16 protein-coding genes are annotated in these 16256 nt (G+C 74.1%); 12 read left to right on the top strand and 4 right to left on the bottom strand.

Annotation, left to right across the window (positions count from 1 at the left end; all coding sequences use genetic code 11):
• The first annotated feature begins 11 nt into the window (after positions 1 to 11).
• Positions 12 to 938 carry a DUF368 domain-containing protein gene (locus D1648_RS13545; protein WP_122942709.1) on the top strand — a complete coding sequence of 309 codons (927 nt, stop codon included), beginning with the start codon at positions 12 to 14 and terminating at the stop codon, positions 936 to 938.
• Between the two features lie 61 nt (positions 939 to 999).
• Positions 1000 to 1839 (top strand): pyrroline-5-carboxylate reductase, encoded by an 840-nt coding sequence (gene proC, locus D1648_RS13540; RefSeq protein ID WP_122942707.1) that lies wholly within the window; start codon positions 1000 to 1002, stop codon positions 1837 to 1839.
• A 229-nt stretch (positions 1840 to 2068) separates the two neighbouring features.
• Here the strand turns inward: proC and D1648_RS13535 are convergent, their stop codons facing one another.
• Both D1648_RS13535 and D1648_RS13530 read right to left on the bottom strand, forming a co-directional pair.
• Positions 2069 to 2734, bottom strand: coding sequence for a TrkA family potassium uptake protein (locus D1648_RS13535; RefSeq protein WP_122942705.1), 666 nt, complete (start codon positions 2732 to 2734; stop codon positions 2069 to 2071).
• A 117-nt stretch (positions 2735 to 2851) separates the two neighbouring features.
• A complete protein-coding gene (locus tag D1648_RS13530) occupies positions 2852 to 4267 on the bottom strand; it encodes a TrkH family potassium uptake protein (protein WP_122942702.1) in 1416 nt (471 codons plus the stop codon).
• A gap of 145 nt (positions 4268 to 4412) precedes the next feature.
• On the opposite strand from D1648_RS13530, the gene D1648_RS13525 reads away from it, so the two are divergent.
• The 4 genes from D1648_RS13525 (at position 4413) to D1648_RS13510 (ending at position 9492) form a co-directional block, all read left to right on the top strand.
• Complete coding sequence (locus D1648_RS13525; protein ID WP_122942700.1) at positions 4413 to 5672, top strand: acetoin utilization protein AcuC; 1260 nt, start codon at positions 4413 to 4415, stop codon at positions 5670 to 5672.
• Positions 5673 to 5803: 131 nt separating this feature from the next.
• Positions 5804 to 7564, top strand: a complete 1761-nt coding sequence (locus D1648_RS13520) for a dynamin family protein (RefSeq protein WP_122942698.1) — start codon at positions 5804 to 5806, stop codon at positions 7562 to 7564.
• The gene (locus tag D1648_RS13515; protein WP_122942696.1) at positions 7561 to 9240 is read left to right on the top strand and encodes a dynamin family protein; all 1680 of its coding nucleotides are present in this window, start codon (positions 7561 to 7563) and stop codon (positions 9238 to 9240) included. The genes D1648_RS13520 and D1648_RS13515 overlap by 4 nt, the downstream gene beginning before the upstream one ends.
• Positions 9241 to 9393: 153 nt before the next feature.
• Positions 9394 to 9492, top strand: a complete 99-nt coding sequence (locus tag D1648_RS13510; RefSeq protein ID WP_019174583.1) for a 30S ribosomal protein bS22 — start codon at positions 9394 to 9396, stop codon at positions 9490 to 9492.
• Positions 9493 to 9589: 97 nt separating this feature from the next.
• On the opposite strand, the gene D1648_RS13505 is transcribed toward D1648_RS13510, so the two are convergent.
• A complete protein-coding gene (locus D1648_RS13505) occupies positions 9590 to 9895 on the bottom strand; it encodes a glutaredoxin family protein (protein WP_122942693.1) in 306 nt (101 codons plus the stop codon).
• Between the two features lie 93 nt (positions 9896 to 9988).
• Positions 9989 to 10519 carry a YceI family protein gene (locus tag D1648_RS13500; RefSeq protein ID WP_122942691.1) on the bottom strand — a complete coding sequence of 177 codons (531 nt, stop codon included), beginning with the start codon at positions 10517 to 10519 and terminating at the stop codon, positions 9989 to 9991.
• Positions 10520 to 10650: 131 nt separating this feature from the next.
• Here D1648_RS13500 and D1648_RS13495 point away from each other — a divergent pair, with 131 nt between their 5' ends.
• From D1648_RS13495 to ccsB, 6 genes are all read left to right on the top strand, one after another.
• A complete protein-coding gene (locus D1648_RS13495; protein WP_241155498.1) occupies positions 10651 to 11268 on the top strand; it encodes a MarR family winged helix-turn-helix transcriptional regulator in 618 nt (205 codons plus the stop codon).
• A 96-nt stretch (positions 11269 to 11364) separates the two neighbouring features.
• Positions 11365 to 12012, top strand: a complete 648-nt coding sequence (locus D1648_RS13490; protein ID WP_122942688.1) for a histidine phosphatase family protein — start codon at positions 11365 to 11367, stop codon at positions 12010 to 12012.
• Positions 12009 to 12608, top strand: a complete 600-nt coding sequence (locus tag D1648_RS13485; RefSeq protein ID WP_164518720.1) for a TlpA disulfide reductase family protein — start codon at positions 12009 to 12011, stop codon at positions 12606 to 12608. Before D1648_RS13490 ends, D1648_RS13485 begins: the two co-directional genes overlap by 4 nt.
• Entirely contained in the window at positions 12605 to 13423 is an 819-nt protein-coding gene (locus tag D1648_RS13480; RefSeq protein ID WP_122942686.1) for a cytochrome c biogenesis CcdA family protein, read from the top strand. Before D1648_RS13485 ends, D1648_RS13480 begins: the two co-directional genes overlap by 4 nt.
• The gene (locus D1648_RS13475; protein WP_241155497.1) at positions 13423 to 15150 is read left to right on the top strand and encodes a cytochrome c biogenesis protein ResB; all 1728 of its coding nucleotides are present in this window, start codon (positions 13423 to 13425) and stop codon (positions 15148 to 15150) included. Before D1648_RS13480 ends, D1648_RS13475 begins: the two co-directional genes overlap by 1 nt.
• A complete protein-coding gene (gene ccsB, locus D1648_RS13470; RefSeq protein WP_122942683.1) occupies positions 15147 to 16256 on the top strand; it encodes a c-type cytochrome biogenesis protein CcsB in 1110 nt (369 codons plus the stop codon). Before D1648_RS13475 ends, ccsB begins: the two co-directional genes overlap by 4 nt.

Raw genomic sequence — 16256 nt, 5'->3', positions numbered from 1 at the left:
AGGCTGGCCCCATGACGGACACCGCCCCCGCCGCCGCGCTCGCCGACACCGCCCTCCCGCGCCACCGCAACCCGCTCGGGAACCTCCTGCGCGGCGCGCTGATCGGCGTGGTCGAGACCGTCCCCGGCGTCAGCGGCGGGACCGTCGCCCTCGTCACCGGGATCTACGACGAGGCGATCGAGGCGGGCCACCGGGTCACCGCCGCCGCCCGGCGCCTCGTGACCGGCCCCGACCGCGTCGCCGGCGCGCAGGAGCAGCTGCGCGGCGTGAACTGGCTCCTCGTGCTCCCGCTGCTGGTCGGGATGGCGGCGGCCGTCCTCACCGTCGCCGGGCCCGTCGCGGGCCTCGTCGAGGACCATCCCCTCACCATGCGCGCCCTGTTCCTCGGACTCGTGGCCGGCTCCGTGCTGGTGCCCGTGCGGCTCTCCGGCGGGGCGTGGCGCGGAGCGGAGGTCGGCCTGTTCGCCGTCGGGGCGGCCGGCGGGCTGCTGCTGACATCCCTGCCCTCGACGACTCTCGAGCCGAGTCCCTGGGTGGTCGCCCCCGCCGCCGCGGTCGCCGTGTGCGCGCTCGTGCTGCCGGGAGTCTCGGGCTCCTTCCTGCTGCTGAGCGTCGGCCTCTACCAGCCCACCCTGCAGGCCGTGGACCAGCGGGACCTCGGCTACATCGCCTGGTTCGGGCTCTGGGCGCTCGTGGGCCTGGTCGTCATCGTGAAGCTCATGCGCCTTCTGCTGACCCGCCATCACCGCGGCACCATGGTGGTGCTCGCCGGTGTCATGATCGGCGCCCTGCGCAGCCTCTGGCCCTGGCAGGACGCCGCAGGCGCCCTGCAGGGGCCGGGCGCGGACTGGCCGCTGATGCTGCTCCTCGCCGTCCTCGGCGCGGCGGCCGTCCAGCTGCTCGTCCTGGTCGAGTCCCGCATCGCCCGGGCCCGGTAGCTCGGGCCCTCCCCGCCGGGCACGGGTGCCGACCCCGGCGCCGGCGCCGTACGCTGGCGGGATGACTGACACGAGCACCGGGACCATCGACCTCTCCGCCGTCCGCATCGCCCTCATCGGCGCCGGGAACATGGGTGGGCCCGTCGGCCGCACCATGCTCGACGCGGGCGTGCGGCCCGAGAACCTGCAGGTCGTGAACTCGAGCCCGGAGAGCAGCGAGCGCGCTGCGAGCGAGCTCGGCGCGATCGCCGCCGCTTCCCGCGCCGAGGCCGTGCGGGACGCCGACGTCGTCGTGCTCGGCGTGAAGCCGTACCAGATCCTCGACCTCGCCGCCGAGCTGCGGGACGACCTCCCCGAGGGCGCGGTCGTGCTCTCCCTCGCCGCCGGCATCACCCTCGCGCAGCTCGAAGAGGCACTGCCGCCCGGCACCGCGGCGGCCCGGGCCATGCCGAACACACCGATCTCGGTGGGGGAGGGGGCCGTCGGCCTCATGCGCGGCGACGCCGTCGCCGATGCCCAGCACGAGCTGCTGCACGCCCTGTTCTCCCGCGCCGGGGTGGCCGTGGACATCACCGAGGAGCAGGTCCACGCCTTCATCGGCGCGGCCGGGTCGCTGTCGGCCTTCGTCTTCGCGATCATCGAGGCGATGACCGACGAGGCCGTGCGCCTGGGGCTGAAGCGCGACCTCGCCGCCGCCCTCGTCCAGCAGACGGTGCGGGGTGCGGCGACGATGCTCGCCGAGAGCGGCATGCACCCCGCGGTCGCGAAGAACGGCGTCTCCAGCCCCGGCGGCACCACCGTCCAGGGCCTCGCCGCCCTCGAGCGCGAGGGCGTCCGCTCCGGCGTCGCGGCCGCGATGGCCGCCGCGGCCGACGCCTCCCGCGCCATGACCAAGGGCTGAGCGCTCCCCGCCGCGGCCGACCCCGCTCAGGTGGCCTCCCCGCGCTGGAGATGGTCATGTACTGGCTGTGGGCGTCCCGCTACGCCTATATAGCCGTAGTGGGACGCCCACAGCCAGTACATGACCACGCCCCACCCGCGCCCGGCCCGTTCCGGTGCCCGGCCCGCTCCCGCGCCCGTCCCGTTCCGGTGCCGCCCCCACCCGCGCCCGGCCCGACGCCGCATGCCCTTCAGGCGCGCTGGGAGAACTTCTCGATCAGGCCGGTGCGGCCGGAGACGATCAGCAGGTCGTGCGCGGCGACCACCGTCTCCGGCACCGCGTAGGTGAAGTCCTTGCCGGGGGTCTTCACCCCCACGACGGTGACGCCGAAGCGCTGGCGGATGTCGGCCTCGGCCAGGGTCTTGCCCTCGACCTCGCGCGGGGCGCGCATCTTCACGATGGCGAAGTCGTCGTCGAACTCGATGAAGTCCAGCAGCCGCCCGTTGACCAGGTGCGCGACGCGCTTGCCGGCATCCGCCTCGGGATAGACCACGTGGTGGGCGCCGATGCGCTGCAGGATCCGGCCGTGCGCGGAGGAGATCGCCTTCGCCCAGATCACGGGCTTGCCGAGGTCGACGAGGTTCGTCGAGATGAGCACGCTGGACTCGATCGAGGTGCCCACCCCCACCACGGCGATGCGGAAGTCCCCGGCGCCGACCTGCTCGAGCACCTCGGGCTGGGTGGCGTCGGCGCGCACCACGTGGGTGAGCTGGCCGGAGTACTTCTGCACGAGCTCCGCGTCGGTGTCGATCGCGAGGACCTGCGTGCCGAGCTTCTCGAGGGTCAGGGCGATCGCGGCGCCGAAGCGGCCCAGGCCGATCACGAGCACTCCCTCGTCACGGACGGTGCGGGGCATGTCGGCTCCTTCGGGGACAGGTGCGGGCAGGGCGGGGACGGACAGGTGCGGGCAGGGCGGGCATGGGCGGGCATGGGCGGGACGGGCAGGGCCGGCCCAGTCTAGGTCGACGGGCGCTCAGCCCACGATCGGGCGCTCCTCGGGGTACTGGATCATCCGCACCCGGGAGCGGACCGCGAGCGCGGCGCCGAGCGTCATCGGCCCCAGGCGCCCCACGTACATGCACAGCGCGAGCACGGCCTTGGCCTCCGGGGGCAGCAGCGGCGTGATCCCCGTGCTCAGCCCCACCGTGCCGAAGGCGGACAGGGCCTCGAAGAGCACCTGGTCCAGCGAGTACGGGGTCATGCGCAGCAGCACGAAGGTCGCCGCGAACACGATCGTCGCGCTCATCACCAGCACGCCGATCGCCTGCCGGATCGTCTCGTGGGGGATGCGGCGCCCGAACACCTCCACGTCCGGGTTGCCGCGCACCTCCGCCCAGATCGACAGCATCAGCAGCGCGAAGGTGGTCACCCGGATCCCGCCGGCGGTGGAGCCGGAGCCGCCGCCGATGAACATCAGCAGGTCCGTCAGCAGGCGCGACTCGGCGGTCAGCTGCCCCACGTCCAGCTGTGAGAACCCGCCGGAGCGGGGCATGATCGCGGCGAATCCGCCGGCGAGCAGCTTCGTGCCCGAGCTCTGGCCGCCCAGGGTCGCGGGGTTCGACCACTCCATCGCGAGGAACCCCGCGAACGCCACCACCAGCAGCAGCGCCGTCGTGGTCAGGGTCAGCTTCGCGTGCACGCTCCACCGCCGCGGCGCGCGCAGCTTCCGCACCACCACCAGGATCACCGGGAAGCCGAGGGATCCCACCAGCACCGCGAGCCCGATCGGGACGGTGAAGAACGGGTCGCCGAGGTACTGCTCGGTCCCGGCGGGCTCGGGCACGAAGCCGGCGTTGTTGAAGGCGCTGATCGCGTAGAACAGCCCCAGGAACAGCGAGCGGCCCACGCCGTGCTCGGTGATCACCATGTACGGGGTCAGGGCCACGAAGGTCGCCGCCTCGAAGGCGGTGGAGGTGATGAGGATGACCCGCAGCACCCCGCCCACCTCGGCGAGCCGCTCGGCCCGGGTCTCCTGCGCGGTGATCACCCGCTGGGCGAGCCCGAGGCGGTGCATCACCGACATGCTCAGCAGCGAGGCGACGGTCATCAGCCCCAGACCGCCGAGCTTCACCGCGACCATGATCACCGTCAGCCCGAAGGTCGACCAGTGCGTGCCGGTCTCGACCGTGGACAGACCCGTCACGCAGATCGCGGAGACCGCGGTGAACAGCGCGTCGATCAGCGCGGTGCCCTGCCCGTCGGCGGAGGAGACCGGCAGCGCCAGCAGCGCCGTGAACAGCCCGATCAGCAGCGTGAACACGCCCAGAGCGAGCCGGGCCGGGGTCGCCTTCGCGAGCGACCTGACGTGATCGCGCCAGCCCGGGCGGCGGGCCCGCGGGACGGAGCCCGTCAGGCGCCTCGGCGTGGGCCGGATCCTCCGTTCGCTCATCGCTTCCCTCGTGCTCGTGGCGACCGGCGGTCGCGTCCGCGGCAGTCTAGACCCGGCCGCGCGGCCTCGGGCCGGGCGGCGCTCGCCCCTCGGGTCGAGCTGCGACGTGCCTCGCTCGGCGGCGCGGCTGGGTACGCTTCACGTCATGCTCGCCGACGCGCCCTCCCCGCAGCCCGTCCCCGCCCCCGACGGTATCGGGATCGTGTGGGACGACGTCCTGCCCGAGTACGACTTCGGTCCCTTCCACCCGATGGCCCCGATCCGGCTGTCGCTGACCCGCTCGCTCGCCGGCGCCGCCGGGGTCCTGGACCGCGAGGGCGTGCAGATCCTGCCCGCCCCCGTCGCGAGCGATGCGGAGCTCGGCACCGTCCACGACGGCGACTACATCGCGGCGGTGCGCCGGGCCTCGGCCGGCTTCGAGGGGCTGAGCGCGGAGGACCTCGACGAGCTGATCTCCTTCGGCATCGGCGGCGACGACGTCCCGCCCTTCCCCGGGATGCACACCGCCTCCGCCCGCATCGCCGGCGGCTCCCTCGCCGCGGTCGACGCGATCCTCGACGCCCGGGTGCGGCGCGCGGTCAACATCGCCGGCGGCCTCCACCACGCCAAGCCCGCCAGCGCCTCCGGCTTCTGCGTCTACAACGACGCCGCGCTCGCGGTGCGCCGCGCCCTCGAGCGCGGCGAGGAGCGCGTGATGTACGTCGACGTCGACGTCCACCACGGCGACGGCGTCGAGCGGGCGCTGTGGGACGAGCCCCGCGCCGTGACCCTCTCGATCCACGAGACGGGGGAGCGGCTCTTCCCCGGCACCGGATTCGTGCAGGACACCGGCGGGCCCGCCGCCCCCGGCACCGCGATCAACGTGCCGCTGCCGCCGAGGACCACGGCCGACGGCTGGGTGCGGGCGATCCGCGCGACCGTCCCCGCCCTGGTCCGGGCGGTGCGGCCCACGCTCCTGGTCACCCAGCACGGCGCCGACACCCATCGCAGCGACCCGCTGGCCGACTTCACCGTCACCCTCGAGGCGCAGCGCGAGGTGATGATGCTGATGCGGCAGCTGGCCGACGAGGTCTGCGAGGGGCGCTGGCTCGCCCTCGGCGGCGGCGGGTACGCGGTGATCGACGTGGTCCCGCGCTCCTGGACGCATCTGCTCGCTGTCGCGACCGGCGCCCCGATCGACCCCGCCGCCCCGCTGCCGCGGGACTTCCTCGCCGCGGCCGAGCGGGCCCGCACCGAGCACGGCCTCTCCCCGGATCCGGCGATCGTCCGCTTCGGGGACGACCGGCCCCTGGCGGTGCGGGACTGGGAGGAGGGCTACGACCCCGAGGACCCGCTGGACCGGGCCGTCCAGGCCGCGCGGCGCGGCGTCTTCCCCGAGTGGGGGCTGGACCCGTTCCTGGACTGAGCGGCGGCCGAGCGGCGCCGATCCCCGCGACCTCCCGCGCCGAGTCGCCCTCCTGCAGAGACGCGACCTGCCACAATGACGCTGTGGTGCCCCGTCCCCGGGGCCCGTGCCCGACCATTCCGGGGGGAGCCATGACCGATCGGACCACCCAGGTGCTCGACACCTTCGCGGAGCACCTCCGCGGCATCGAGCTGCCGCTGCCCGTGGACGGCGCGGACGCCGCCCGCACCGAGGCCCGCGCCGCGCTCTCCCAGCTCGCCGACCACGTCACGCCGCGTCTGGCCTCCCTCGACGCGCCTCTGCTGGTGGTGATCGGCGGTTCCACCGGCGCCGGCAAGTCCACCCTCGTCAACGCCCTCGTCGGCGAGCCGGTGAGCCGCTCCGGCGCGATCCGCCCCACCACCCGCCGCCCCGTGCTGCTGCACCATCCGGACGACGAGCCCTGGTTCACCGGCCCGCGCATCCTGCCGGGCCTGGCCCGGGTGCACGGCGGGATCGGCGCCCCCGATGCCGAGGCGCCGGGCCCGCAGGACACCACCGGCGACGTCGACCCCGCCACGTCCCTCGAGCTCCACGGCGAGGAGCGGATCCCGCAGGGGCTCGCCCTGCTGGACGCGCCCGACATCGACTCCGTCGCGACCGGCAACCGCGAGCTCGCCCGGCAGCTGCTGCGCGCCGCGGACCTGTGGCTGTTCGTGACCACCGCGAACCGCTACGCCGACGCCGTGCCCTGGGAGGTGCTGCGCACCGCCGCCGAGCGGGACGTGACCGTCGACGTGGTGATGAACCGGATCCCGGACCGCGCCGGCGTCGCCGAGGAGCTCTCCACCGATCTCACCGCGATGCTCGAGCGACAGGGCGTCGAGGTGGAGCACCTCTTCCTCGTCCCCGAGACGGAGATCGACGCCGAGGGCATGCTCCCGTCGGGCGTGATCGGCGAGCTCGCCGCACACTTCACGGCGCTGGCTGCCGACGGGGAGCAGCGCCGTCGCATCGCGCGCCGCACCCTCGCCGGCGCGGTCGACGGCCTCGCCGCCTCCGCCGGGGAGCTCGCCGCGCACGCCGCCCGCCAGGACGCCGAACGCCGGCGCCTGCGCGAGGAGGCCACCGGCGCCTTCGACGGCTCCCGCGAACGGATCGACGCGGCTCTCGGCGACGGCTCCCTGCTGCGCGGCGAGGTCCTCGCCCGCTGGCAGGACGTGGTCGGCACGGGGGAGCTGCTGCGCGGGGTGGAATCCCTCGTCACCCGGGCCCGCGACCGGCTCGGCCAGATGGTCTCCGGCCGCCCCGCCCCAGCCGTCGCGGCCGAGCAGGCGCTCGGCACCGGGCTGGTGCACGTGGTCGTCGACGAGACCGCGCACGGCGCCGAGCGCGCCGACGCCGCCTGGCGGGCGAGCCCCGCGGGCCGCTCCCTCGCCGAGGGGCGGGACCTCTCCCGCCTGCCCGACGGCTTCGCCGAGCAGGTCCGCGCCGCGGTCCGCGACTGGCAGGGGGACGTGCTCGAGCTGGTGCGCGCCGAGGGCGCCGACCGGCGCACGAAGGCGCGCCTGCTCTCCCTCGGCGTCAACGCCGTCGGCGTCGCCCTGATGGTCGTGGTCTTCGCCTCCACCGCCTTCATCCCCACCGGGCTGGAGGTCGGCGCGGGCGCCGCGACCGCCGTCGTCGGCCAGCGGCTGCTGGAGGCGGTCTTCGGCGACGAGGCGGTGCGCCGCATGGCCCGCACCGCGCGGGAGTCCCTCACCGGCCGGCTCGACGCCCTGGTCGCCGGCGGGGCCGCTCCCTTCCTCGAGCGCCTCGACGCGCTCGGCGGCGAGGACGAGGCGGAGGCGCTCGCCGGGGACGCCGAGGCGCTCGCCGCCCTTGCCCGCGAGATCCGGGAGGAGTCCCGATGAGCCGCCGCCGCGACCGCACCGCCCCGCTCCACGAGCGCCTCGAGGCCCTCGAACGGGCGCTCGCCGCCCTCGACGGGATCGCGCCCGGCCCGGCCGTGGACAGCACCCGCGAGCTGCTCGCACGCATCGACCACCGCCGCGCCCTCTCGGCCGAGCACACCGTGATCGGGCTCTTCGGCGCGACCGGCTCGGGGAAGTCCTCCCTGTTGAACGCCCTCGTCGGCCGGGACATCGCGCGCGCCGCGGTGCGCCGCCCCACCACCTCCGCGCCGCTGGCCGCCGTGCTCGGCGACGCCGGCAGCGAGGCGCTGCTGGACTGGCTCGAGGTCGAGGAGCGCCACGCCCTGGCGGAGGACTCCGCGCTCGCCCGCGCCGCCGCCGATCCCTCCCGCGGGCGCCGTGCCCGCCGCGCCGAGGGGAGCGCCGTGCCCGGCGTGGTGCTGCTGGACCTGCCGGACCTCGACTCCGTCGCGTCCGCCCACCGCGACATCGCCGAGCGGATGACCGGGATGGTCGACGTGATCGTGTGGGTCACCGATCCGCAGAAGTATGCCGATGCGCTCCTGCACCACGAGTTCGTGCGCCCCTTCGCCGGGCACGACGCGGTCACCGTCCTGGTCCTGAACCAGGCCGATCGCCTGCGGCAGGGCGAGCTCGAGAGCGTGCTCGCCTCCCTCGCCCGGATCGCCCGCGCCGACGGGCTCCAGGACGCGCCCGTGCTCGCGACCTCCGCCGAGACCGGGGACGGCGTCGCGGAGCTGCGCGAGCACCTGCTGGGCATCGCCCGCAGCCGCGAGGCGAGCATCCAGCGCCACCGCGCCGACGTGCGCGGGGCCGCCGAGGAGCTGCGCCGTGCCGCCGACCCCGCGGGCATGGCCGAGCGGGCCGCGCCCGCCGCGGTGGACGAGCTGGTGGACGACCTCGCCCAGGCCGCCCATGTCGAGCCCGTCTCCCGTGCCGTCGGCGCCTCCTACCGCCACCGGGCCGCGCGCCGGGTCGGCTGGCCGCCGCTGCGCTGGGCTCGCGGCCTGCGCCCGGATCCGCTGGGCCGACTCGGGATCGGGCGGGCGCGGGACGGCGCGGGGCTCGAGCGCACCTCGCTGCCCGCTCCGGACGCCGCCGCGGCCGCGCGCGCCTCGAGCGGGCTGCGCCGCTTCGCCGACGAGGCCTCCGCCGGCGGCACCGATCCCTGGCGCGCTGCGGTCCGGGCCGCGGCCCGCAGCGGCGAGGCGACCCTGCCGGACGCCCTCGACCAGGCGGTCGCCGGCGCGGACCTGCACGCCGGGCGGACCTCCTGGTGGTGGCGCGTGCTGGACGTGCTGCAGTGGCTCGCGCTGCTGGTCGGCGTGGTGGGCCTGGGCTGGCTGGGCCTGAACGCGGCGCTGGCCTTCCTCGGAGTGCCCCCGCCGCCGATGCCGATGGTCGAGGACCTGTGGATCGCGATCCCGCTGCCCACGGTGATGCTGGTCCTCGCGATCGCGGCCGGGATCCTGCTGGGCGTCGCGGGCGGTGCGATCGCGGCGCTGACCGGGGCCCGGCATCGGCGTCGGGCGCGGCGCGTGCTCACCGCCCGGGTGCGGGAGACGGCGCACGAGCTGGTCGTCGAGCCGGTCGACGCGACGCTCGCCCTGGCCGCCTCCTCTGCGAGGGATCTCGCAGTCGCGCACGGCGAATGATGCGGCCGGACGGTGTAGAGTTGCTCGTCGACCGTGGCGTCGGCCCGGCGTCGGCCCGGGAGACGGCTCAGCCTGCCCCGCACGCTGACCGGCCGCGCATCACAGATCCGCTGCATCACACCGCAGGCCAGTCCTGCAGAACAGAGGCTACCTATGGGTTCTGTCGTCAAGAAGCGACGCAAGCGCATGTCCAAGAAGAAGCACCGCAAGCTGCTTCGCAAGACCCGTCACCAGCGCCGCAACAAGAAGTGAGCGACGCCTGACCTGCGAGAGCCCCCACCCGGCGGTGGGGGCTCTCGCATGTCGCGGCCCGTCGGCCCGCGGCGCGGGCGCAGTCGCTCGGGGCCGTTCAGGCGCGGCCGGTGAGGCGACGCCACCAGGGGCGACGGCGCAGCGCGCCGCGCAGCTGCTCGGACTCGACCCGGTAGCGGGCGTGGACCTTCCCGTCCACGATGATCACCGGGACGTCGTGGTCCCAGTCGGTGCGCAGGCGCTCGTCCTCGTCGATGTCGCGCACCTCCACCGCGGTGCCGGCCCGGTCGGCTTCGGCCCGCACCACCGGCAGCGCCTCCTCGCAGAGGTGGCAGCCCTCGCGGGTCAGGTACAGCACCCGGGCGTCGGGGTCGGCGGGGGAGGGGATGTGCTGCGAGCTCATGGGCGGCACTGTATCCGGGACGGCGGACGGGCCGCCCGCATGCTGCGGACGGCCCGTCGGGCTCGCGGCGGAGTGCGCCGCGCGGGGGAGGGGTCAGGCGGCGGTCGGCGCGGTGAACTCGGCCTCGATCGAGATCTTCACGGCGTCGGCGACCAGCACGCCGCCGGCCTCGAGGGCGGCGTTCCAGGTCAGGCCGAACTCCTTGCGGGAGATCGTGGTCTCGCCGGTGAAGCCCGCGCGGTAGACGCCGAACGGATCGGTGGCGGCGCCCTCGTAGGAGAAGTCGAGCTCGACGGGCTTGGTGGTGCCGCGGATGGTCAGCTCGCCGTGGAGGGTGTCGCCCTCGAGGGAGGTGGAGCGGAAGGTGATCTCCGGGTGGTTCTCCACGTCGAAGAAGTCGGCGCTCTTGAGGTGCCCGTCGCGGTCCTCGTTGGAGGTGGAGACGGACTCGGTCCTCAACGTCGCGGTGAAGGCGAGGTCCTCGCCGCCCTCGCCGACGACGAGGCTGCCCTCGACGTCGGTGAACTGGCCGCGGGCCTTCGAGATGCCGGCGTGGCGCACGGTGAACGCCGCGGAGGTGTGGGCGGGGTCGAGGGTCCAGGTGCCGGGGGTGAGGTCGCTCATGGGGTGTCTCCTTGTCATCGAGCTGCGGGGTGACGGGCGATCGGCAGGGCCGGTGGGGCCGTCTTGCTTGAAAGATAAACTAAAATGGGGGATGATGGCAGGCGTCGGAACACCTGCAGAGAGGAAACGTGATGCATGACACGACGTCAAGAGGTGAGGCTGCCGGCGGGGACGTCCGCGAGCCCGAGGCGGCGGAGACCGCGAGGTCCAGGGCGGCTCGGGACCGTGCCTCGACGCCCGAGGAGCTGTGGCTGAGCCCGAACGAGCAGGAGGCCTGGCGCACCTTCCTGTATGCGACGACCCTGCTCAACGACCGCTTCGGCGAGGCGCTCCAGTCCGACCCCGAGATCGGACTCACGCTCGGCGAGTACGAGATCCTCGTGCGGCTGAACGAGGCCGAGGGCGGGTTCCTGCGCATGTCCGAGCTGGCCGACAAGGTCGTCCACTCCCGCTCCCGCCTCACCCACACCATCACCCGCATGGAGAAGAGGGGCCTCGTCGAACGCGTGCGCTGCTCCTCCGACGGCCGCGGCCGTCAGGCGCAGCTGACCGCCGAGGGTCGGGCGCTGCTCGAGCGCGCCGCCCCCACGCACGTGCGCTCCGTGCGCGAGCTGCTGCTGGACGTGATCGGCCACGAGGACCTCCTCGAGCTCGGGCGGATCCTCGCCAAGACCATCGCCGAGGACGCCCCGATCGCGGTGGGATGTCCGGCACCTCACGCACAGGCTCCCGCTCCCGGTCGATCCTGAGGTTCGGTTGGTACCGTGAGGCGGCTCGGCGGGAGCCCGCGTCGCGGCCCGTCCGCACGCCCCCGGGCCGGCGACAGCGAAAGAGGAACGTCTGCGATGACCACCACCACGGTGCATCTCGTCCGCCACGGCGAGGTGCACAACCCGGAGCGCATCCTGTACGGGCGCCTGCCCGGATACCGGCTCAGCGCCCGTGGTGAGCAGATGGCGCAGCGCGTCGGCGAGCACCTCGCCGGCGCCGACATCGCCCTGGTGCGCTCCTCGCCGCTGCTGCGCGCCCAGCAGACCGCCGCCCCGATCGCCGCCCCGCACGATCTGCCGATCAGCACCGACGAGCGCCTGATCGAGTCGGGCAACCGCTTCGAGGGCCAGCGGATGGGCCACGGCGACGCGAAGCTCACCGATCCCCGCAACTGGCGCTGGTTCATGAACCCCTTCCGTCCCTCCTGGGGCGAGCCCTATCGCGAACAGGTCGCGCGCGTCGTCGCCGCCGTGCACGAGGCGCGCGCGGAGGCGGAGGGTCGCGAGGCCGTGCTCGTGCTGCACCAGCTGCCGATCTGGGTCACCCGTCGCAGCGCCGAGGGCAAGCCCCTGTTCCACGACCCCCGCCGCCGCCAGTGCGGGCTGTGCTCGGTGACCAGTCTGCGCTTCGTCGGCCCGCACCTGGTGGGCCTCGACTACGCCGAGCCCGCCGCCGCCCTCTACGACGGGGCGGTCGACGCGACCGGCGGGAAGCTCACATGACCCGCGCACGCCATGCCCCGAGCAGGCGCCGCCTCCTCGCCGCCGGCGCGGGAGTTCCGCTGGCGCTGCTCCTGGCCGCCTGCGGGACCGACACCTCCGACCGCTACGCCTCCGGCGACGCGGGCTACGTCTCCGGCGACGGCGTCGCCGTCGAGATCCCCGCCGAGGAGCGCGACGAGGAGATCGCCTTCAGCGGCACCACCTACGACGACGAGCCCTTCGACCTCGCCGACACCCGCGGCGAGGTGATGGTGCTCAACGTCTGGTACGCCTCCTGCCCGCCCTGTCGCAAGGAGGCCCCCGATCTGCAGGCGATCCACGAGGAGTACGCCGAGCAGGGCGTGAGCTTCCTCGGCATCAACGTCCGTGACGCCGCCGGGCCCGCCGAGGCCTTCGAGGAGCGCTACGGGATCACCTACCCCTCCCTGCCCGACACCGGCGCGGAGATCATGTACGCCCTGCGCGGGCAGGTCTCCCCGAACGCCGTCCCCTCGACGCTGGTGCTGGACCGGGAGGGCCGGGTCGCCGCCCGCATCTCCGGCGCCGCCGACCCGTCGGTGCTGCGCGCGATGATCGACGCGGTGGTCGCCGAATGAGCCTCGCCGAGATCGGGGACGCCTTCCAGGCGACCGCGCTGTCCGGATCGCTGCTGCTGGCGATCGCCGTCGCCGCCGCGGCCGGGATCGTCGCCTTCCTCTCTCCGTGCGTGCTGCCCGTCGTGCCCGGCTATCTCGGCTACGTCTCGGGCCTGGCCGGGCAGGGCCCCGCCCCGGCGTCGACGAAGGGCTCCGGCCGGCGCGCCGCCCGCCCCGCCCGTCCCGGAGCCGGCCGGATGCTCGCCGGATCCCTGCTGTTCGTCGCCGGTTTCGCGCTGGTGTTCATGGTGCTCGGCGGCTTCGCCGGCGCCGTCGGCTATCTCCTGCAGGAGCACGCCGTGTGGATCAACCGCGTCGCCGGCGCGATCGTGATCCTCATGGGCCTGGTGTTCATGGGGGCGATCCCGGGCCTGTCCGCCACGAAGCCGATCTCCTCGAAGAAGCCCGACGCCGGCCTGCTCGGCGCCCCGCTGATGGGGGTCGTGTTCGGGCTGAGCTGGACCCCCTGCATAGGCCCGACCTACGCGGCGATCATCGCGCTCTCCCTCGACGGCGGGGGAGACGGGGCGGCCGTGCGCGGCGGGGTGCTGGCGCTGGCCTACTCCCTCGGACTCGGCATCCCCTTCGTGCTCTTCGCACTGCTCTTCGAACGGGCGCTCGGCCTCAGCCGGAAGCTGGCGGCCCACCGCCGCACCATCGGCCTGCTCTCCGGCGCGCTGCTGCTCGCCATCGGCGTGCTGCTGATGACCGGCGTGTGGGCGACCTGGATGAGCCAGCTGCAGGGACTGATCGCGACCTTCGAGCCGGTGGTGTGATGAGCGAGAGGACCACGTCCCAGGACCCCCGGGAGAAGAGCGCCGAGCCGGGCGCGGGCGCCGAGTCCGGCCGCTGGTCCAGCAAGCCCGAGGTCGACGGCGCCCGCGCGGCCGTGCCCTCCCTCGGCCTGCGCGGCACGCTGCTGTTCCTGTGGCGCCAGCTGACCTCGATGCAGACCGCGCTCGTGCTGCTCATGCTGCTCGCGGTCGCCGCGATCCCCGGCTCGCTCTACCCCCAGCGCAGCGTCAACCCGGCGCTGACCGAGCAGTTCCTCGACGAGAACGGCCGCTGGGGCGAGATCCTCGATGCGCTGGGCTTCTTCGAGGTGTTCTCCTCGCCGTGGTTCTCCGCGATCTACCTGCTGCTGTTCATCTCCCTGATCGGCTGCATCGTGCCGCGCGTCGGCGTGCACCTGAAGCAGCTGCGCGCGAAGCCGCCGCGCACCCCCTCCCGCCTGACCCGCTTCACCGGCTACACCCGCGTCGAGCTGCCCGGCGAGCAGGCCGATGCGCTGATCGAGTCGGCCCGCCGCAGCCTGCGCCGCTCGCGCTACCGCACCGAGGTGCGCGAGGAGAGGAACGGCCGCTCCGTCAGCGCCGAGCGCGGTCTGCTGCGCGAGACCGGGAACCTGCTGTTCCACATCGCGCTCGTCGGCGTGCTCGTGTGCGTCGCGGGAGGCAGCCTGACCAGCTACCGCGGCCAGGTCACCGTGATCGAGGGCGACGGCTTCTCGAACTCCCTGACCCAGTACGACTCCTTCGAGGCCGGGGCCTGGTTCGACGAGAGCGACATGCCCGACTTCCGCTTCACCCTCGAGGACTTCCGCGCCACCTACGTCGAGCCCGGCGAGTCCGGGAAGGTCGGCGAGCCGCGCTCCTTCGAGGCCGACGTGCAGGTGTCCACCCCCGGGCAGGAGGACGAGTCCCGCACGGTGCAGGTCAACAAGCCCCTGCACGTCCCCGGCGCCTCGATGTACCTGCTCGGCAACGGCTACGCCCCCGAGATCACCGTCACCGACCCCGAGGGCACCGTCGTCGCCGAGGGGCCGCTGATCACCGTCCCGATGGGCGATGTCGGCTACACCTCGCAGGTCGTGCTGAAGGCGCCCGACGCCCAGCCCGAGCAGACGGCCGTCGTCGGCTTCTTCCTGCCCACCGGCACGATCGACGAGCAGGGGCCGCGCTCCCTCTACCCCGACGCGGTGGACCCGCAGCTGGCCCTGACCGTCTACCAGGGCGATCTGGGGCTGGACTCCGGCGTGCCGCAGAACGCCTACGAGGTCGACCTCACCACCCTCACCGCGGTCCCGGGCGAGGACGGCGATCCGGTGCTGATCCGGCTCTACCCCGGCGAGGAGTACGAGCTCGCCGACGGCACCACCGTGAGCTTCGACGGTCTGCGCCGCTACGCCGCCTTCGACATCGCCCACAACCCCTTCGAGCGCGGGATCCTGGTGAGCGCCCTGGTCGCCGTCGGCGGCCTGATCCTCTCCCTCTTCGTGCCGCGCCGACGCCTGTGGGTGAGGGTGCGCGAGGCCGACGGGACGGCCGTGCTCGAGGTGGCCGGGCTCGCACGCAGCGACGATCCGGCTCTCGAGACGGACGTGAAGGCCCTGGCATCCCGGCTCGCGGGAGCGCACGATGGGAACCGGCCCCCGGACGCCGCCTCGTCCGGGCACCCCGCGGCAGACGCCGACGGCGGACACCGAGAAGGAAGTGCCCAGTGATCAACCAGCAGCTGGCGGAGATCTCGAACCTCGCCCTCGTGGTGACGATCGTGCTCTACGTGCTCGCCCTGATCGGCTTCGGCGCCGATCTGGCCTCGTCCTCGCAGCGCCGCAGCGATGCGCGCCTCGCCGCACGCGAGCGGCAGGAGGCCGAGCAGGAGGCGCAGCCGGCCACGGTCGGCGCCGCCGCCGGGCACACCTCCGGCACGACGACGGGCGGCTCCCCGGACAGCGCGGATGCGAAGGGTGTCGCGGATGCCGCGAGCGCCGGCGACGTCACGGATCCCGCCGGCGCCGAGCACGTCGCGGCGGGCACCATGACCGCCCAGCGCTTCGCCTTCGTGCTGACCTCCGCCGCGACCGTCCTGCACCTGGCCGGCGTGATCACCCGCGCCCTGGCGACCCAGCGCGTGCCGTGGGCGAACATGTACGAGTTCGCGACCACGAGCACCGCGATCGTGATGGTCGCCTTCCTCGCCTTCAGCATCCGACGCACCGAGCTGCGGGCGCTGGGCACCTTCGTGGTGGGTCCCGTGCTGCTCGTGCTGCTGCTCGCGCAGACCTTCTGGATCGTCCCCGCCGCGGAGCTGACCCCGAGCCTGCAGAACTCCCACTGGATCTACATCCACATCGGCGTCGCGATCCTGGCGACCGCCCTGTCGATCCTCGGCGCGGTCGTCGCGAGCCTGCAGCTGCTCCAGGCGAAGCACGAGCGGACCCTCGCCGAGCGTGCCGCGACCGAGGACTTCCCCGAGCACTGGGGCCGCTTCGGCCACGTGCTGGACCGCCTGCCGTCCTCCTCCTCGCTCGAGTCGCTGAGCTTCCGCATCCACTCGCTCGCGTTCGTGTGCTGGACCTTCACGCTGATCTTCGGCGCGATCTGGGCGAGGGAGGCCTGGGGCCGCTTCTGGGGCTGGGACCCCAAGGAGGTGTGGACCTTCATCATCTGGGTGATCTATGCGGCCTACCTCCACGCCCGCGCCACCGGCGGCTTCCGCGGCTCGCGCGCGGCGGGCCTGGCCCTGGCCGGCTTCGTGGCCGTGATCTTCAACTACACGATCGTGAACACGGTCATCAACGGGCTGCACTCCTACTCCGGGCTCTGA

The organism is Brachybacterium sp. EE-P12 (assembly GCF_003711805.1).
GTDB lineage: Bacteria > Actinomycetota > Actinomycetes > Actinomycetales > Dermabacteraceae > Brachybacterium.
This window is presented reverse-complemented; position numbering and strand designations above follow the sequence as displayed.